This window comes from Bradyrhizobium sp. ISRA464, from assembly GCF_029910095.1.
Classification (GTDB): Bacteria; Pseudomonadota; Alphaproteobacteria; order Rhizobiales; family Xanthobacteraceae; genus Bradyrhizobium.
On the sequence record NZ_CP094526.1, the window covers coordinates 1,369,384 to 1,387,702 of the forward strand.

General features: G+C 60.6%; 17 protein-coding genes and 1 pseudogene. 6 read left to right on the forward strand and 12 right to left on the reverse strand.

The window, feature by feature from the left end:
- Positions 1-5: 5 nt before the first annotated feature.
- The 4 genes from fabF to MTX19_RS06390 all read right to left on the reverse strand — a co-directional run bounded on the left by fabF (position 6) and on the right by MTX19_RS06390 (position 3,522).
- The gene (gene fabF / locus MTX19_RS06375; protein ID WP_280982894.1) at positions 6-1,268 is read right to left on the reverse strand and encodes a beta-ketoacyl-ACP synthase II; all 1,263 of its coding nucleotides are present in this window, start codon (positions 1,266-1,268) and stop codon (positions 6-8) included.
- 37 nt (positions 1,269-1,305) lie between these two features.
- Positions 1,306-2,118 (reverse strand): oxidoreductase, encoded by an 813-nt coding sequence (locus MTX19_RS06380; RefSeq protein ID WP_280982895.1) that lies wholly within the window; start codon positions 2,116-2,118, stop codon positions 1,306-1,308.
- Positions 2,119-2,211: 93 nt separating this feature from the next.
- The gene (locus MTX19_RS06385; protein ID WP_280982896.1) at positions 2,212-3,015 is read right to left on the reverse strand and encodes an SDR family oxidoreductase; all 804 of its coding nucleotides are present in this window, start codon (positions 3,013-3,015) and stop codon (positions 2,212-2,214) included.
- 30 nt (positions 3,016-3,045) lie between these two features.
- On the reverse strand, positions 3,046-3,522 hold the full coding sequence (locus MTX19_RS06390; RefSeq protein ID WP_280982897.1) for a tautomerase family protein: 477 nt from the start codon (positions 3,520-3,522) through the stop codon (positions 3,046-3,048).
- 107 nt (positions 3,523-3,629) lie between these two features.
- Between MTX19_RS06390 and MTX19_RS06395 the strand changes: the two genes are divergently transcribed.
- A complete protein-coding gene (locus MTX19_RS06395; protein WP_280973937.1) occupies positions 3,630-4,232 on the forward strand; it encodes a TetR/AcrR family transcriptional regulator in 603 nt (200 codons plus the stop codon).
- 298 nt (positions 4,233-4,530) lie between these two features.
- Here MTX19_RS06395 and MTX19_RS06400 read toward each other — a convergent pair whose 3' ends face one another.
- Together MTX19_RS06400 and MTX19_RS06405 are read right to left on the reverse strand one after the other, a co-directional pair.
- Complete coding sequence (locus tag MTX19_RS06400; protein ID WP_348638268.1) at positions 4,531-5,361, reverse strand: NAD(P)H-binding protein; 831 nt, start codon at positions 5,359-5,361, stop codon at positions 4,531-4,533.
- Between the two features lie 382 nt (positions 5,362-5,743).
- Positions 5,744-6,676 carry a LysR substrate-binding domain-containing protein gene (locus MTX19_RS06405; RefSeq protein ID WP_280985889.1) on the reverse strand — a complete coding sequence of 311 codons (933 nt, stop codon included), beginning with the start codon at positions 6,674-6,676 and terminating at the stop codon, positions 5,744-5,746.
- Between the two features lie 178 nt (positions 6,677-6,854).
- Between MTX19_RS06405 and MTX19_RS06410 the strand changes: the two genes are divergently transcribed.
- The gene (locus MTX19_RS06410) at positions 6,855-7,682 is read left to right on the forward strand and encodes a class II aldolase/adducin family protein (RefSeq protein ID WP_280973934.1); all 828 of its coding nucleotides are present in this window, start codon (positions 6,855-6,857) and stop codon (positions 7,680-7,682) included.
- Positions 7,683-7,972: 290 nt separating this feature from the next.
- Here the strand turns inward: MTX19_RS06410 and MTX19_RS06415 are convergent, their stop codons facing one another.
- The 4 genes from MTX19_RS06415 to MTX19_RS06430 form a co-directional block, all read right to left on the reverse strand.
- Positions 7,973-8,326 carry an iron-containing alcohol dehydrogenase gene (locus MTX19_RS06415; RefSeq protein ID WP_280982899.1) on the reverse strand — a complete coding sequence of 118 codons (354 nt, stop codon included), beginning with the start codon at positions 8,324-8,326 and terminating at the stop codon, positions 7,973-7,975.
- Positions 8,248-8,925 (reverse strand): iron-containing alcohol dehydrogenase, encoded by a 678-nt coding sequence (locus tag MTX19_RS06420; RefSeq protein ID WP_280984708.1) that lies wholly within the window; start codon positions 8,923-8,925, stop codon positions 8,248-8,250. Before MTX19_RS06420 ends, MTX19_RS06415 begins: the two co-directional genes overlap by 79 nt.
- Positions 8,926-8,939: 14 nt before the next feature.
- A complete protein-coding gene (locus MTX19_RS06425) occupies positions 8,940-9,128 on the reverse strand; it encodes a hypothetical protein (RefSeq protein WP_280982900.1) in 189 nt (62 codons plus the stop codon).
- 104 nt (positions 9,129-9,232) lie between these two features.
- Positions 9,233-9,811 (reverse strand): TetR/AcrR family transcriptional regulator, encoded by a 579-nt coding sequence (locus MTX19_RS06430; protein ID WP_280982901.1) that lies wholly within the window; start codon positions 9,809-9,811, stop codon positions 9,233-9,235.
- Positions 9,812-10,057: 246 nt separating this feature from the next.
- Between MTX19_RS06430 and MTX19_RS06435 the strand changes: the two genes are divergently transcribed.
- The 4 genes from MTX19_RS06435 to MTX19_RS06450 all read left to right on the forward strand — a co-directional run bounded on the left by MTX19_RS06435 (position 10,058) and on the right by MTX19_RS06450 (position 15,488).
- Positions 10,058-11,167: an efflux RND transporter periplasmic adaptor subunit gene (locus tag MTX19_RS06435; RefSeq protein ID WP_280982902.1), complete on the forward strand. Its 1,110-nt coding sequence runs from the start codon at positions 10,058-10,060 to the stop codon at positions 11,165-11,167.
- A gap of 40 nt (positions 11,168-11,207) precedes the next feature.
- On the forward strand, positions 11,208-11,702 hold the full coding sequence (locus MTX19_RS06440; protein ID WP_280982903.1) for a nuclear transport factor 2 family protein: 495 nt from the start codon (positions 11,208-11,210) through the stop codon (positions 11,700-11,702).
- Between the two features lie 81 nt (positions 11,703-11,783).
- Positions 11,784-14,894: an efflux RND transporter permease subunit gene (locus MTX19_RS06445; RefSeq protein ID WP_280982904.1), complete on the forward strand. Its 3,111-nt coding sequence runs from the start codon at positions 11,784-11,786 to the stop codon at positions 14,892-14,894.
- Between the two features lie 15 nt (positions 14,895-14,909).
- Positions 14,910-15,488, forward strand: coding sequence for a TetR family transcriptional regulator (locus MTX19_RS06450; protein ID WP_280982905.1), 579 nt, complete (start codon positions 14,910-14,912; stop codon positions 15,486-15,488).
- Here the strand turns inward: MTX19_RS06450 and istB are convergent.
- Both istB and istA read right to left on the reverse strand, forming a co-directional pair.
- Positions 15,480-16,247 carry an IS21-like element IS1631 family helper ATPase IstB gene (gene istB, locus MTX19_RS06455; protein WP_280982906.1) on the reverse strand — a complete coding sequence of 256 codons (768 nt, stop codon included), beginning with the start codon at positions 16,245-16,247 and terminating at the stop codon, positions 15,480-15,482. The two genes, MTX19_RS06450 and istB, sit on opposite strands and share 9 nt — an antisense overlap.
- Positions 16,225-18,007: pseudogene (istA, locus tag MTX19_RS06460) on the reverse strand (IS21 family transposase). The gene istB and the pseudogene istA overlap by 23 nt, the downstream one beginning before the upstream one ends.
- Positions 18,008-18,319 lie beyond the last annotated feature (312 nt).

Below are 18,319 nucleotides of genomic sequence, written 5' to 3' on the forward strand. Positions count from 1 at the left end.
CTTGGTCATTGCCAACGTCGAAAGATGACGCTGGCGTTGACGCCCCCAAAGCCGAATCCGTTGGAAATCGCATGCTCCATCGTCATCCGCCTGGCCTCGCCGGCCACGAGGTCGACGCCTTCCGCAGCCGGATCGGCATTTTCGAGATTGAGAGTGGGCGGTGCGACCTGGTCCCGTAGCGCGAGGATCGTGAAGATCGCTTCCGCTCCTCCGGCTGCGCCGAGCAGATGACCGGTTGCCGATTTGGTGGCGCTCACGGCAATTTTTCCGTCGTGGCCGAACACGGCTTTGATCGCCTCCAGTTCGGAAACGTCGCCAACCGGCGTCGAAGTGGAATGGGCGTTGAGATGCTGGATGTCACTGGGCTTAAGGCTGGCCTGCCGCAAGGCGCCTTCCATGGCGCGGCGCGCGCCGTCGCCGTCCTCGGGGCCTGACGTGATGTGGTAGGCGTCAGCAGTCGTGCCATAGCCGGCGATTTCGGCGATCGGCTGGGCGCCGCGGCGGAGCGCGTGCTCCAGCTCTTCAATGACGAGGATGCCGGCGCCTTCGCCCATGACGAAGCCATCGCGGTCGCGGTCGAAGGGGCGGGACGCACGCGCCGGCGTTTCGTTGAAGCCCGTCGAAAGGGCCCGGGCGGCGGCGAAGCCGCCAAGGCTCACGAGATCAATGCAGGCTTCCGAGCCACCGCAAATCGCAACGTCGGCTTCTCCGGTTCGGATGAGGCGTGCGGCATCGCCGATTGCCTGCACGCTCGCGGCGCAGGCGGTGACCGGCGTACCGATGGGACCCTTGAAGCCGTAGCGGATCGAGATATGGCCGGCCGCGAGATTTGCGAGAAAGGACGGCACGGTGAAGGGCGAGAGGCGCCTGACTCCGCGCTGATCGGTGGTGCGGACCGCCTCGACGATTGCCGGAAAGCCTCCGATGCCCGATGCGCTCACGGTCGCCGTGCGCTCCATGGAATGCGCATCGGAAGGAGTCCATGCCGCTTGTGCCATCGCCTCGGCCGCGGCAACCAGCGCGAACAGGATGAAGCGATCCATCCTCCGCTGATCCTTGGGAGGAACGACCAGATCCGGATCGAAGCCCCCATCCGGATCATCGGCCTTTATCGGCACGATCCCAGCGACCCGCGCGGGAAGGGCAGCCGCCCATTCGGGAAGGGCCGCCAGCCCTGAACGGGCCGCGAGCAGCCGCGACCATGCCAGCTCACTGCCGCAGCCCAGCGGTGATACGAGTCCCAGTCCCGTAACGACGATGCGACGCATGATCAGATGACCTTCGAGGTCGGCTTGGCTAGTCCGGTTAAGCCGGCAATCCCATCTGCTTGCGAAGGCTCTTGTCGAACATCCGTTCGGGGACGAAACGACGCAGGACGCTCACCTGCCGTGCCATCTTGCCGCAGGTGTATCGCAGACGGGGCGATTTGGTCGTCACGGCTTCTAGGACCCGGTCAGCGACAATGTCGGGACTGTCGGCTGTCTTCATGATCTCTCGCATGAGCGCGCCGGATCGCGTTCGCGCCGAGACGTACGCGTCCAGGCTCCGATCCGGCAGCACCATGTTTTGTTCGAACGAAGTTTTGGTATACGCCGGCTCAAGCAAGCAAATTCGAATGCCGAAGGTCCGCACCTCGTGGTCCAGGGACTCCGAATAGCCTTCGAGAGCATGCTTGGTGGAGGAGTAGAGGGCCGAGAACGGGGCAGGTATTATGCCCATGACCGAACTTATATTGACGATCCGTCCCGCTTTTTGACTTCGCATCACAGGGAGAACCGCGTTGGTCGTGCGGATCACTCCGAAAAAGTTTATGTCGAACAACGCTTGGGCTTGTTGCACCGACGATTCTTCAGCTGCGGCAAGCAGGCCGGTTCCCGCGTTGTTGACCAGAACATCGATCCTGCCCGCCGTATCGAGCACTTTGTCGACGACCGCCTTGACTGATGCGTCGTCCGTTACATCGCAGGGAATCATCGTAATGCCGTCCGCGATGCTTGCGGCGGCCCGCCGGCTCGTGCCGAAAACGCGGAATCCAGCTTGACGCAGCGCCTTTGCCGAAGCCTGCCCGATTCCCGTTGCGGCCCCGGTCACAATCGCTACCTTGCCATCTTGTCGCATAGAAAGCCTCTGTCGATGCTATTGAACAGCCGATTTAGATGACGCTCGTTCTGACGGTCGGGAAATTGGCAGCAATCTCGGGAGCGTCAGTTGTTACCGGGTTCTTTCCGAATATCTCGTGGCCGGCCGACCTGACTGCGTGAGCGCACGACTCAACGCAATGCGGGCGTCCTCAAACGCCGTCCAGAACGATGTATCCTCCAATGAGGGAAAGCAGACCAGCTCGCCCTGGTCCAATGCTTGGAGAGCGGTGTCGACCAATTCCTCCGCGGACATGAAGAGTTCGTCGGGGAAGGGCGCCTCAGTGAGACCGGATGCTTCAAAAAATTCCGTACGAACCGGGCCGGGAAGTACCGCCTGAACCGTGACATTGGTCTTTGCAAGCTCCATCTGGAGCGAGCGGGTGAAATTCAGGACATATCCCTTGGTGCCGGAGTAGCCTGCGCCGGAAGGCGTTGGCATGACCGCGATGATGGAGGCGATATTGATGATCGTTCCGGAATTGCGCCGCAGGAAACCCGGCAGGACTGCATGCGTCAGTCGTGTCAATGCCAGCACATTGATCTTGATCAGGTTCTCCAACGCAGCCGCAGCCACTTTCGACGTGGGCCCAAGAGCGCCAAGGCCGGCATTGTTAATCAGGACGTCGATGTCCTCTCGCTCGGTCAGTAACGCCTCAATGCGCAACAGGTCCGCCGGATCGCCGAGATCCGCAGTCACGATCTCGACGGCGCGCTTTGTCTTGGCTTGGATTTTGCTGGCGATCTCTTCTAGTCGGTTCCGACGACGGGCGACGAGAATCAAGTTGTAGCCGCGCTCCGCCATTCGTTCGGCATAGGCAGCGCCTATCCCCGACGAGGCACCGGTAACGACTGCAAAACGCTGATGGTTGCTCATCCTGATCTATGCCTCGGACAACCGGCCTGACTAAGCCGGCTCTTGAATGGGGTACGGCACCGGCTTGTTTTCCTCGAGCCAGCGCTTCTCGTCCTCGGAATTTGGCGGCGGCGGGGGCATGCCTTGGATCTGCCAGAGATCAAAAGGCGTTTCATCGATGTGGATTTCCCAATCCCTGCCGCGATCCTTGATGTAGGGCGCCAGCGCCTTTTCCGCCCAGCCCATCCATTTGGCTTTCAGCTTCTTGGCGTCGGGCGGGAATGACCGGGCGATGTGATCCACCGAGATGCGAACGAAATTGTGCGCCTCCTCGCCGCCCATATAGAAGGACTCGGGGGCAACCTCGTGAAAAACGACGATGACGTAGAATTTTGGCAGTCCGCGATAGAGCTCGGTAATTCGTTGCGAAAGGGCGCGTTTGTCTTCAGCGGTGAAGGCGCCGACCGGATGATAGATTTTCCAAAAGGGCATTTTTCCTCCTGAAGCGGGACGCGGTTTGGCACTCAACAATGATGATCATCATCATTGTTTGGGCGAGCATCATCATTGTTTGGGTGTCTTGTCAATCATTAATAATGACATGTATCATCGTAACGAGATTTGGGAGATTGTCCGTGCGGATTACTGAAAGTCAGGCCCAGAAGAACCGGCAGAAAGTTGTCGCGAGGGCATCAAAGCTCTTTCGCGAGGGCGGTTTCGACGGCATTTCGGTCAACGATCTGATGAAAGCCGCCGGCTTCACGCATGGCGGATTCTACAATCACTTCGAATCGAAGAGCGCACTAGCGTGTGAGGCCCTCGACTACGCATTCCGCCAGATGGATGGCGTGCGGGAACAAATGCCGAGCCTCGACGAGTTCGTTACGTCTTATCTGTCGGAGGAGGCTCGGAAGGCGCCTGGTTCCACGTGTCCGGCGGCGGCGCTGGCAGGCGAGGTCGCACGACAGCCGGATAGCATCAAAAGCGTTTTCGCCGAGGGCGTCGAGCGGATGATCTTGTCGATTGCAGATTCGTTGCCTGAGATGGCGTCCGCTCGCGAGGAGGCGGTGGATCTGGTCTGTCGTATGGTCGGAGCGTTGGTCCTGGCCAGAGCAATGCCGGCGTCGAGCAATCTTGGCCGTGAATTGCTCGCGACGGCAACAGAGAGCTGCCGGAAAAATGTGACGCGTTCAAACGGGCTGCGGCGAAGCGGGCGCAATTCAAAAGGTCCAGGCTGACTCTTCGTGTCGAGCCGTGGTCGCTGCGAATCTGCAGACGCTGGGCCCGGCTTGGCTGTGTTGCTCGGAGCAGCGATTCGTTCTGCCGCAGGAAGTACTATCCGTATTTCATACGCCCGGCCTCCAGCCACGTGCCGTGGCCTCTCCGTCTGCGATCATGTGGCCTCCACTGCATTGCGAATTCGCGGATTTTGTTCAAGAGCCCATCGGACGGCCTTCGGAGCACGTCCAAGTAATCGTTCAAGCTCGTCGTTGGCAACATCGTAACGTCCGCCTGCGACCAAGCGGGTGATGGTTTTCAGGTGGTCTGCAATGTGCGGATTGCGAGATGCCAGAGCATTGTTGATGTACGTCTCGATCCAGGCATCCAGGTCCTGGGGCACGTACGTCCCAGCGCGGCACCGTAATCCTCCGCAAACCCATGCATGTCCTTCAACTCCGGCCCGGTGAGCGCATATGACATCGATATATGCGCCGAGGGATCGATCAGGATTTTCGTGCAAATCTCCGCAACATCATAGGCGGCGATTGGCGCGATTTTCTGCGTGCCAAAGGGCAGGTGGAGTTCGCCCGCACTTAGCAATTGCTTTAGCGGAAACCAGGAAAGGATCGGGTTCTCGGCGAACATCGTCGCTCGGATGTTAACGACCGGGAGGCGGGACCACTGCAGCGCCTGCTCCGACGCCCAATGGGCCCTCTGTTGCGGCGACCACTCGGCGACGGATCCTCCGAGCCAGGCGAGTCGCGCCTCCGGCGCGGCGGTCATTCTATCGAATGTCATGAAGGTCTGCTCAAACTCCGAGATGTTCACGAAAACCTCGATGTCTCCTTGCGCGCGCGCAGCGGCAGCCATCAGGATGGTTGCGTCGCTATAGTAAGGGTTCAAGCTCATGCTGAAGTAGACCCTCCGGCAACCTTTCAGGGCAGCCGCGACATCGGCGACATTGAGGAGATCGCCGACGATCACCAGGGCTCCGGCCCTTCGAAGCGCCTCCGCCCGCTCGTCGTCCCGCCTCACGAAGGCACGCACCGGATATTGCTTCTCCAGCAGCATGTTGATCATCGTCTTGCTTACGGAGCCAACTTCGCCGCCGGCGCCGGTGATCAGAATAGGGGTCCGCTTCGACATCGACTTGTCCTTTTGGCTGGGCGACTGGATCGTTCCTTGAACAGATGGCGGTTCTCGCGATCGAGGCGAGCGTGACCGGTCAGCTTCTCAGGAAGCGGAGGACGTGGTTCAGAACGGCATCGGGTTGTTCAAGATGCAGGAAATGCCCGACGCCGGGCATGACGCTCGAGTCCATTCGTGAACAGCGCCTCCATGTCTTCGCTAAGCTGCGCGGACATGCAGCCGTCCTCCGTTCCATGTAGATAGAGCGACGGGACCGAAATTGGACCGCTTGCGAGAGCCTCAAGAGCTCGAGCAGTAATCCCAAATCAGAACGAAATTCATTGGCGAGCATCGAAAAGCGTTCGGAAAGATCAGAAGTCGAGGTCGCCGGCCGCCGAGCCTAGACTCCCAACTTTGTAGATTCAGCTTCCAGAGCTTTTGCTATGACCTTCAGCCATTTGTGAACTGCCCTTATCTTCTCGGAAGACCCGTCGACCTTCCGATACGTAAAATAGAAGTCTCTTAGCCCGATGTCCATCGAGCCCCAGAGCTTTACAACGCTCAGGGCACCGCTGGTGACCATCGGCGCTACCAGTGGAAACGGCGCTAGTATCACCCCCATCGCTGACCGCGCCATCTGTATCGCTGTCAGAAGGCTATCGCCGATCAGCTCCGCCTCCTTCGAAGCGAGCTGCGGCTCATACTCGCCAAACCATTTCTGCCAGCTATCAGGCGCCGTGTTGAACCTGATCAGCGGCATTTTTGCCAAGTCATGCGAGTTTCGAATGGGTGCAAAGCGCTCCAATAGTGTCCTGTCGGCGCATGGGGCGACGCGCGACTTGAGCAGTCGATGAAAAGTCAAGTTGCTGAACGGAGGCTCGCCGAATTGAACGGCGGCATCGATGTTATCCCTCTCAAAATCTACCGGAGTGTTCTTGGCTTCCAGCCTCAAATCGATTCCAGGATTATCGACGCGGAACCTTTCGAGTTGGGGGAGCGCCGCGAGCATTGCGAAGGTCGGAGTCACGCTAACTCGGACAATCCTGCCGCGCTTTCTGTCGTCCAAGAGGTCGCTCGCTCGAAACAATTCGTTGAATGCGCTTAGCACCGCGGCGGCATATATCGCGCCGCTTTCGGTGAGTTCGATGTTGCGGCCGCTGCGCTGAACGAGCTGGAGACCAAAATGAGCTTCGAGGGTGCGGATTTGATGACTGATCGCGGATGGCGTGAGATTCAAGCTTTCGGAGGCAAGCTTGACGCTGCCAGAGCGTGCGAGAGCCTCGAATGCGCGGAGGCTCGCCAGCGGGGGGAGGGTTGATTGTGCCTTCGACATTTTTGCGGTGAGCCCAGTTCAACATTCCACAATCGATTTCAATTGTTTCCTGCGGCCGGCTGATCAATTTAGTGGAGGCAGCGGACGTTCCATAGCTGATTTTAACTCTTACCAAAGCGGTATCGAACCAATTCGGCGCCGTACCGCAGGCCGACCAGGGCGGAAACGAGACGAGGGCATGACGATGAACTCACCGCAGCGACACGATCACCATACGCAGGCCGCCACGAAGATCAATGCGGGGCTACCACAGCCGCCCGTCTTCAAAACCTTGGCCGAGGAGAGGCAACACAGAAAGGAACGGTTGGCCGCCGGCCTCAGACTTTTCGCCAAGTTCGGATTCGACGAGGGAGTCGCTGGCCACATCACCGCCCGCGATCCGGAGTTTACGGATACGTTTTGGGTGAATGGCTTCGGGATGAGCTTCGGCTTGATCAAGGCCTCAGATCTTATTCGGGTCAACCATAAAGGCGAAGTCGTCGAAGGCAGCTATCCTGTCAATGCGGCTGCTTTTGCGATTCACGCAAGCGTTCATGCGGCTCGTCCCGATTCCGTCGGTGCGGCGCATTCCCACTCCACGCATGGCCGCGCGTTCTCGACGCTCGCTCGGAAACTGGAGCCAATTACGCAAGACGCGTGCGCATTCTACAACGATCACGCTCTATACGAGGATTACGGTGGGGTGGCAGTCGAACTGGACGAAGGTCAGCGAATCGCCCAGGCGCTGGGGCCGCACAAAGCGGTCATCTTGCAGAACCATGGACTTCTGACTGTCGGACAGACCGTGGATGAGGCGGTCTGGTGGTTCATCACGATGGAGCGCTCGTGCCAAGTGCAGTTGCTCGCCGAGGCGGCGGCGGCGCGAACCGGTCAACCTCTCAAGAACATTCCCGAGGAATCCGCAAAACAGGCGTTCGCTATTCTCGGCACGCCGAGGACGGGTTGGTTTCAGTTCCAGACCCTATACTCGAAACTCGTCAAGGAGCAGCCGGATCTGCTCAACTGACGTATCGAACCGCCAAAGCCGTTCGGAGAAGCGCATGAGCATGCCCAGTCGCCGGTACGCTTGCGCCAGCTGGGTTGGACGAACCTTTGACGGCTTTTGCGCGAATTTCGGCAAGGGCCGCTCACGTACGGTGAAAACGCTGCTGAGTAAAGCCCTTCAGGGCGATTCAAGATATTTCCGGCCGAAAGACGACATGGCAATGACGTGTAAAACAGCCTCGCCTCTTGATTGGGCGGGAGGCTGGTCGCAGTTATCCCTCCATCATCGAACTCTCGCCCAACGCTGTTCCATTAAGCGGCCATTCGCAACAAACTGATGATCTCGGATTCGCCTGTGAAAGGCCGCGGATTGGCCTGAACGAAGCGATGATTGATTGCAATCTTGCTGATCTGATCGAACTTGTCTTCACCAATGCCGACATCAGCGAGTCGGCCAGGTAGTCCAAGTCTCCTGGTGAATTCCGCAAAGGCGTCTGCCGCTTCGTCGCCCGGAGCGCCCAGAGCCGTCGCCAAACGCTTCTGCGCTTCCTCAGTGAACGGTTTGTTGTAGCGCAGAAGGCTCGGCATCATGACAGGTGTGCAATAGTAGTGGGGAACGCCGAAGGTGCCTCCCAGCACATGGCCGATGCCGTGGCTTGCTCCCATCGGGATGCGTGCCTGTAGCCCAAATGAGGCAAGCCACGAACCATATTGGAAAGCCGGCGTGCCTCAAGATCATCCGGATGGTCTAAGGTCCGGAGCATTCCTTCACGCAGAATGCGGATGCCTGCCAGCACGACTTCGTCAGCCAAGGGAGTGCCCGCCGGCGAGCACAATGCTTCGATTCCGTGATCCATCGAGCGTGTGCCCGATCCCATCCAAAGCTTTGAAGGCGTATGAAGCGAGAGGGCGGGGTCGAGAATGATCGCCACTGGCATCATTTGGGGGTGAAAGAAAATTTGCTTCAGCTTATTGCGCTCATCTGTGACGAGCGCTGCCGCGTTGTATTCGCCACCATTCAGCGTGGATGGCACTACGATCTGTCGGACTGTCGGCGAGCGGAAGGGAGAATAGCTCACGCCTGGACCCATGGGAAAGGGATCGAAGCCCGCTTCATCGCGGATATCGTGCTCCAGGGCCATGATGACGATCTTGGCGAGATCGACGGCAGAACCTCCACCAACAGCCACGACTAAATCAGCTCGCGCGTCCTTTGCGTGGAGGGCAACCTCGGCAGCTTGCTTGCGTGTCGTGTGCTGCGCAATTCCATCGAAGGTCGCTACATGTCACCAAGCGTACGCCGGATTTGCTCGATCTCATCGGTCTTGGTGTTCAAGGTTCGACTGACGATAAGGAAGACCCGCTTTGCTTTAAGTCGCTCCGCCTCTTCATTGATGGCTTCAGACGCAGCTTTGCCATAGATGACACGATCAATCGCTGGAAAGTTATGTGCACCAGTCCTGCGCATTTTTTCCTCCCATTGGGTTAGTGGCCGAAAGCCCGAGAAGTCGCCTGATCTCGAATTGGAGCGGTCAGTTCCTCAACGTGGAGAAACTGGCCGGTACCGACATCTCAGGCGGCGACGGCTTCGCGAACCTGTTCGACTGCTGCATCCAGAAACGCCTGTGCCAAATCGGGGTCGTTGACGACGCGCGATAGCGTCACCGCACCGACCATCGTCGAGAGAATGGCCATGGCCTTGCCGTTGAGCTCATCGCCGTCGGTTCGGGCAATGAAGCGGCCAATGACTTCGAGATGCGCCCTGATTCCCGTTTCGAATGCCGCTTTCACATCGGGCCCCTGTCTGGCGGCATCTGCGCCGAGCGCCACGATCGGGCAGCCGTCCATCTTTTCTTCGCGATGGTCGGCACTGAGGTAGAACGCAATCACTGCGCCAAGCGGATCATTGGGATTCTCCGTGGCCGCGTCCGACCATCGGCGGGAGGCGCTCTCCAATGCCCGCCTGGACGCCTCTACCGCCAAATCCTCTTTTGACGCGAACTGCTTGTAGAAGGCGCCTTGGGTCAGCCCGGCCCCCTCCATCAGATCCTTGAGCCCGATGCCATCAAAGCCGCGCTCCCGGAAAAGGCGACTTGCCACATTGATCACGTTTTGGCGGTTTTCCGCGGCCTGAATGCGACTCACTCGCATCGTGGACCTCCTTTTAGATTGCATTCAAAATCTATATCTCAGATAGAGGCCGAACGCAATCTATCAACAGGCACGAGAGGATCTGCAGGAGGTGGGTGAGCCGCTCCTGCATGAAAGCCGCCGCTCCCGAAAATGGCGGGCTCCTTACGTGGATCACGTTCCCGTCAACCCTATTTTTTAGATTGCGATCGAACTCTATTAGTTATATAGCGTTCGAACGAAATCTAAATGGCATAGGAGATGGGGATGAGAAAGAGAAGACTTGTGGTCTTAGCCGGTGTCCTGATCGCGGCGTCCGGGGCGGCCGCGTTCGCTACTCTTGCCATTCCCACTCAAAAAGCCTCTGCCTTGGGCGACCCCAGGCAGGAACCACCGATCGTCAACCTGGTGGCGGCAGCACGAGTGACCGGATCCGAACGCGGCTTCACGGGCGTCGTAGGGGCGAGGGTGGAAAGCAATCTCGGCTTTCGTGTCCCCGGTAAGATCCTGGAACGGCTTGTGAATGTCGGCGACCAGGTCAAAGCCGGCCAGCCGCTGATGCGGATCGACGAAACCGACCTCCGCCTTGCGCTCACGGCGAAGCGCAACGCCGTTGCCGCAGCGCGCGCATCTGTCGTTCAGACGGACGCGGATGAACGGCGATATGCCAACCTGGTAAGCGACGGATGGGCTTCCCGACAGCGCTACGAGCAGGCGAAGGCGGCGTCGGACACAGCCAACGCGCAACTCGCCGCCGCCGAAGCCGAAGCACGGGTCGCCGAGAACCAGGCGACCTATTCCGTCCTGGTGGCGGACGCGGACGGAACGGTCATGCAAACGCTTGGCGAACCGGGACAAGTGGTCTCCGCCGGCCAGACCGTGGTTCGGCTTGCCCAGGCCGGTCCCCGCGAAGCGGTGGTCGCGCTTCCCGAAACAATCCGGCCGGCGATCGGCTCGGTGGCCGAGGCCAGCTTGTATGGGAGCGATGGGCGGCGCTTTACGGCGCATCTCCGGCAGTTGTCGGATTCGGCCGATGCCCAGACCCGCACCTATGAGGCCCGCTATGTGCTCGACGGTGAGGCTGCGGCGGCACCGCTTGGCGCGACGGTCACCATTCGGCTTGCAAGCCAGGAGACTAAGCCGGAAGTCCAGGTGCCGCTGGGAGCCGTGCTCGATGACGGCAGAAAGACCGGCGTTTGGGTCTTCGACAGCGCCACCTCGACCGTACACTTTCAGCCCATCAAGCTTGTGCGTGTGACCAGCGAGACCGCCGTGATCTCCGGGCTGAGCTCTGGTGATCGGGTTGTTTCGCTCGGCGCTCATCTCCTGCAGGAGGGCGCTCGCGTCAGGATTGCCTCAGAGAGTAGGAGCAGCTGATGAGCGTCAATCTTTCCGTGATCGCCGTTGGAGCAGCCAGATGCTTTACAGTCACATTGTCAAGAAAGAAATCCGAAAGACTTTCGACCACGTCAACAACCATCGCTGGGATGATGCGGTGAAAGCAGTCGCGCCGCATGTCCATCACCGCGTTTCCGGCGCCCATGCGCTTGGCGGTGAGCGCCGCGGCAAAGAAGACCTGCGCCGCTGGTTTGAGCGCCTCGGGCGCGTCCTGCCCACTCTCCATTTCACGGTCAGCAACATCTCGGTGAAGGGCTGGCCATGGCACACCACCGTGTTTGCCCAGTGGGAGGGCACCGCGAAGCTGCTGAACGGCGACGCGTCGTACGTCAACCGTGGTCTCCATGTGTTCACTCTGCGGTGGGGTCGAGTCTATGCACTCGAGGAATTTCAAGATTCACAGGAAGCGGCCCGTGGGCTTGCTGCCCAGGCGGCAGCTGGCCTCAAAGAAGCTGTCGCCGAACCAATTGTAAGTCGGCAGCAGCGCAGTTACAGGCCGCGCTTTTTAGGTTGAGCGCGGTTCAGTCGGCGCCCGCCTGCTGCAGGAGGGTGCGAGCGTCAAGACGAACGTCGACGAAATAGGAGTGGCCAAGTAATGAATTTCAATCTTTCCGCGATCGCCGTTCGCGAACGGGCCATCACCCTGTTCTTCATCATCCTGCTGGCCGCCGCGGGCGCCTACGCCTTCTTCATGCTCGGGCGGGCGGAGGACCCCTCCTTCACCATCAAGACCCTGACGGTCACGACGGCATGGCCGGGCGCGACGGCACGCGAGATGCAGGACCAAGTCGCCGAACCGTTGGAGAAACGGCTTCAGGAACTGACCTGGTACGACCGGGTGGAGACGACCACCCGGCCAGGTTACGCGTATATGACGGTGACGCTGAAGGACAGTACACCGCCATCCAGCGTGCAGGAGGAGTTCTACCAGGCCCGCAAGAAGCTCGGGGATGAAGCCCGCAAGCTGCCGTCCGGCGTGCTTGGCCCCTTCGTCAACGATGAATATTCGGACGTGAGCTTCGCCCTTTATGCCCTCAAGGGGAAGGGCATGCCCATGCGTGAGCTGGCCAGGAAAGCCGAGTTGATTCGCCAGGACCTCCTGCACGTGCCCGGCGTCAAGAAGATCAACATCTTCGGTGAACGTCCCGAACAGATATTCGTCGATTTTTCCTATGCCAAACTGGCGACCCTCGGCGTGTCCGCACAAGATATCGTTGCCGCCTTGCAGCGGCAGAATACGGTGACACCGGCCGGCTCGATCGACACCCGGGGCCCACAGGTCTTCATCCGGATCAACGGCGCTTATGACAGCATCCAGACGATCGCCGACACACCGATCGTCGCTGCGGGGCGGATGCTGAAGCTCTCCGACATCGCTGATGTCCGCCGCGGTTACGAGGATCCTCCCACCTACCTCATCCGACACCAGGGTGAGCCCACCATCTTGCTCGCGGCCGTTATGCAAGAGGGCTGGAATGGTCTCGCGCTCGGCAAGGCGCTGGAAGAGAGGTCAGCGGCGATCGCACGGACGCTGCCGCTCGGCATGACGCTCGACAAGGTGACCGATCAGGCCGTCAACATCACCTCAGCGGTCGACGAATTCATGCTGAAGTTCGCGATGGCGCTCGGCGTGGTGCTGCTGGTGAGCTTGCTCAGCCTCGGCTGGCGCGTCGGTATCGTCGTGGCGGCTGCCGTCCCTCTGACGCTTGCCGTCGTGTTCCTGATCATGCTCGAAACCGGCCGGTTCTTCGACCGCATCACGCTCGGCGCCCTCATCCTTGCGCTTGGTCTTCTCGTGGACGACGCCATCATCGCCATCGAGGTGATGGTGGTGAAAATGGAAGAAGGCACGGACCGCATCAAGGCGGCGGCCTATGCGTGGAGCCACACTGCGGCGCCGATGCTGTCCGGAACACTGGTGACGATCGCCGGATTCCTGCCGGTGGGGTTCGCGCGCTCGACCGCCGGTGAATACGCCGGCAACATCTTCTGGGTCGTGGGGTTCGCCCTCATCGTCTCCTGGATCGTCGCGGTGGTCTTCACGCCCTATCTGGGCGTCAAGATGCTGCCCGCGATCAAACCGGTCGAAGGCGGTCACCATGCGATCTACGACACACCGAACTATCGGCGCCTGCGAGGGCTCATCACCTTCGCCGTACGCCACAAGTTCGTAACCTGCGGCATCGTCGCCGTCGCTTTCGCGCTTTCCGGCGTCGGCATGGGTGCCGTCAAACAGCAGTTCTTCCCGACATCGGACCGTCCCGAAGTGCTCGTGGAGGTTCGCCTGCCGGAAGGCACCAGCATTGAGACGACGACCGCCACGGTCGAGAAGCTCGAACGCTGGCTGCACGACCAGCCGGAGGCCAAGATCGTCACGAGCTATGTCGGTCAGGGTGCTCCCCGTTTCTTCTTCGCGATGGCGCCGGAGCTGCCCGATCCGGCCTTCGCCAAGATCGTCGTGCTGACACCGGATGCGGAGGCACGCGAGGCTTTGAAGCATCGGCTTCGAGAGGCGGTATCGCACGGGCTTGCACCAGAGGCCTATGTGCGCGTCACGCAGCTCGTGTTCGGACCCTACACGCCGTTCCCGGTCGAGTTTCGGATCATGGGGCCTGATCCCGCGCAGCTGTATGCTATCTCTGAGAAAGCCCTTGGTATCATGCGTGGCGTTCCCGATGTGCGGCAAGCCAACCGCGACTGGGGCAATCGCACGCCTGTGCTCCGCTTCATCCCGGATCAGGATCGGCTGAACCTGATCGGCCTCTCGCCGGCGGAGGTGGGCCGGCAGCTGCAGTTCCTCCTCACCGGCATCGCCGTTACGCAGGTTCGCGAGGACATCCGCAACGTTCCGATCGTGATGCGCAGCGCCGGCGGCGAGCGGCTGGACCCGACGCGTCTGGCTGACTTCTCGCTGACGAGCCGAAACGGCCGGCAGATTCCGCTCGACCAGATCGGACATTCGGAAGTCCGTCTGGAAGAGCCGATCCTGAAGCGCCGCGATCGCACACCGGTCATCACGATCCGCTCGGACATCAATGAGGCGACGCAGCCTCCAGAGGTTTCCAAGGAGATCATGAAGGCCCTTCAGCCGCTGATCGCATCCCTTCCGGCCGGCTACCGCATCGAATTGGGTGGCTCGATCGAGGAGGCGGAAAAGGCCAACACCGCGCTGGGTAAAATCTTCCCAGCCATGATCGCCGCCATGCTGATCGTTATCATGCTGCAGGTACGATCCTTCTCAACGATGGCCCTGGTCATGCTGACGGCACCGCTCGGTCTCGTCGGCGTCGTGCCCATGTTGATCACCTTCAACCAGCCCTTCGGGTTCAACGCCATTCTGGGCCTGATAGGACTGGCCGGCATCCTGATGCGCAATACGCTGATCCTGACCGAACAGATCAAGGAAAACCTCGCGGCCGGACTTGACGACTATCACGCTGTCATCGAAGCCACGGTGCAACGCACGAGGCCCGTAATCCTGACCGCACTTGCCGCCGTGCTGGCCTTCATCCCCCTTACGCACTCCGTTTTCTGGGGATCGATGGCCTATACGTTGATCGGCGGCACGGCAGTCGGCACGGTGCTGATCCTGCTCTTCCTTCCCGCGCTCTATGCCGCGTGGTTCCGGATCAAGCCGACTGCAGATGGGATCCATGAGGGGTCGACGGAGGAACCGGAATTGCGAACAGCAATGGCTGCCGAGTAGGGCGCTGTTACATCCATGAATCGTCCGGTCCGAACGGCAAATGATTCCGACGAGGCGCGCGCACGCATCCTGGAGGTAGCGGAGGAGCACTTTCGCCGCATCGGTTACCACAAGACATCGGTGGCGGACATCGCCTCCGAACTCGGCATGAGCCCGGCGAATGTCTACCGTTTCTTTCCCTCCAGGGATGCGATCAACGAGTCCATCTGCGGGCGGCTTGTGAACGAGGTTGCCGACCTTGCCTTTGCGATCGCGCGCACGAACGCGCCGGCCTTCGTTCGCGCGCTGGGACTTTCGAAAGTGCGGATCGTGGCGCATTCATCGGGAGCACACGCGGCGCTTTTCTTCGCCGCGCGCAACCCTGATATGGTCGTGAGCCTGGCGCTCAACGAACCCCCAGCTACAGGACTGGTGGCGGGCAATCCGAGTGACGCGGACATGTTGAAGTCATGGGGCGCCGGGCAAGTGCCTGCGAGAGAGGCGGTGAAGGCTGGAAAGGCGCAAGAGGCCCCGCGGGTCACTTCAAATTCCTCCGGGTGTGGTCAGTCAAATTCCTCCACCCGCGAGGCAGGACAGAAGGGATTGTTATTTTGACTTTGTTTCACGGGCAAGAGCTTCAGCGGCCTCTTTGAGCCGATAGCTGCGTCCGTCGAACTCAAGCAGATGGCAGTGGTGCATCAGGCGATCGAGGATGGTGGTGCTCATGGTGTTGTCCCCCAGATATGTCCCCCAATCCTGCACGACGCGATTGGAGGTGACGATGACGCTGCGGTGCAGTTTGTAGCGCTGATGGATCAGGGTCTGCAGCAATGCGCCGGCGTCGTCAGGGATGGCGCGTGCGAGGAACAGATCGTCCAGCACGAGGAGATCGCAGTCGATGATGGTTCGCAGCCGGACCTCGCGTTGCGCCGGGGAGTTCAGGGCGTAGCGGTGGAAGAAGTCGTCGGTCTCAAGATACTGGACCTTGTGGCTTTGCAGGATCGCCTGATAGGCAATCGCCTTGGCGATGTGGGACTTCCCGGTGCCAGGTTTGCCGACAAGCAGGGCGTTCTCGCCAGCGGCTATGAACGCCAGGGTGTGGAGCTGGAAGCAGGTTTGGCGCGGCAATTTGGGATTAAAGGACCAGTCGAACTCGGCGAGCGTCAGCTTTTCGTCGAGCCCGGATTGCCGGTATCGTCGCTCGATAAGGCGGGACTGACGACGGTCCAGTTCGTCCTGCAGGATCAGAGAGAAGGTCTCGAGGAAGGGCTGGTTGGCGCCCTGCGCCTGCAGCACGCGCGTCTGCAGCGTGTCGCGGACGCCCGACAGGCGCAGCTGTCGCAGGCAACGCTCAATTTCCGGCATGGTCATCATGTGGCTGGGTCTCCAGTTTGAGGTGAGAAGGCGCAGCGGGAGCGCTCGTGGCGCCGGAGCTGGCCGGGGTTGCGCAGGCGCCACGAGCGCGGATTGCAGGGGCGCGGTCGTCGTGAGCCTCGGCCTGCCGGCCATTGTCGTCGGCGTCGCGCCGCACAGCGCGGCTGAAGAGGTCGCCGTATTCCTCGGAGGTGCGGATCAACGGATGATCCTGGATGAGCTGCGATGTCGGTGGTGGCGTCGTTTCAATCTGCGCGAATGCCTGTTCAAGCAGCCGCTCGACGGTCGCACGCACGTGCTTGTAACGGTAGATGCGGTTGCTGATGGCGTGCGCACAAGCCTGTTCGACCAGCCGTGCCGGATACTTCCGGCTCAGCCCGACAATGCCCCACATCGCGCGTTGTCCAACGCGCCCTTCGGTGTCAAACATCTGCTGGCACAGCGCCTTGGTCTGCGGGCCGATGCGGCCGGCGCTCGACAGCAGCAAGGCTGTTTGCCGCGACGGATTGAATGGCCGCTCGTTGGTCGGCAGGACGACAGAACCGGGATGCGCCATCCGGGGATGAACGCGCAGCAGCGCATGGGTGTGGCGATCGCGGATCTCGATCGTCGCGGCGTAGATCCGCACCACGACCTGGCTGCCGAGGGGCGCAGGCCGCGCGGCGTAATAGCTGCTATCAACACGCACGGTGGTATCGTCGCAGACGGTCCGAACGACCTCGGTGAAGATGCGGAAGGCCGCCACTGGCAACGGCCGCAGGTGTGGCTTCTCCTCCTGGAACATCGCCTCGACCTGACGACGCGTGCTGCCGTGGATGCGCTTGGAGGCCCAATTCTCCTCCCAGTGCCTCAAGAACTCGTTCTGGGCTTCCAGCGTCGCGAAGCGCCGTCCGGCCAGCGTGGTGCCCTGGGTATGTTGAATCGCACTCTCGACGCATCCTTTCCGATTGGGATCGGCCACGCGCGCGGGATCGGCGACCACGGCGTAATGAGCCAGCATCGCGCTGTAAATCGGGTTGAGCTGGGGCTCGTACAAATCCGGCTTGAGAACGCCTTCCTTCAGGTTGTCGAGCACGACATAGCTGGGGACCCCGCCAAAATACCGGAACGCCTCTTCGTGAAGCTGCGCCCAGACTTGTTGGCTGGACTGCCAGACTACCCGCCGGAAGCTGCGCCGCGAGTAGCGCAGCGTCATCACGAACAGGCGGGGACGACGGTACCGCCCGCTCTTCGGATCAACCGTCGGCGCGCCCTCGCCGTAGTCGACCTGAGCTTCCTCGCCGGGGAGGAACTCAAGGCGATCAAACTGCTCGGGGTCGGTGCCGCAACCGGCGCACAAACCGCTTGACGCTCTGGTAGCTGGACGGAAAGCCAAATTGATCGACCAGGTCCTGGTAAATCGCCTGCGCATTCCGCTTCAGGCGGACCTGTTCTTCGATCCACGTCCGATGCGCTTCGCAAGCCGAACGGGCCAGGCTGCTGGTGACCGTCGCTTCCGATGCCCCAAAAGCCGGTGGTCGGGGTGGAGGAATTTGGCCGTCCACGCTCACCGGGCCGGTGGTCACTTCCCCGGGGGAATTTGCCTCCGCACCAGCCCGCAGCGCCCGGTAACGCCGGATCGTCTTTCGATCGACCCCCGTCAGCCGGTGGATCTCGCGCTGGCTGGTGTTGCGATCGAGTAGCGTAAATACCGTGCTTTGCAGGTGTGGCTTCAAGACGTTCAACTCCCCGGTCCCTTGCTGGCTAAAGGGACCGAAAATAAACGTCCTGCCTGACCGGCTACCGCTGTTCAGCGGCGCTGACGGCGATCATCAGGTGGGGGAGTTTCAAGTGACCATACCCGGGGGATTTTGACCGACCCACGGGGCAAGAGGCCATCCCTCTCTTCGTGGACGCTGTTGGTGGGCAGGGTGCTTTCGATCGTCGCGCCGATGCAGACAAGAAGATGAACTTCGACAACATTGCGTCGTATGAAGCCGACGTCACAACGAAGCGCCGCCATGCTTCCTTCCGCCCTGCCAATCAGCTTTCGGAGGTGGTCTGCGCTCCCGTAATTTCGCGGTCTTGACGCG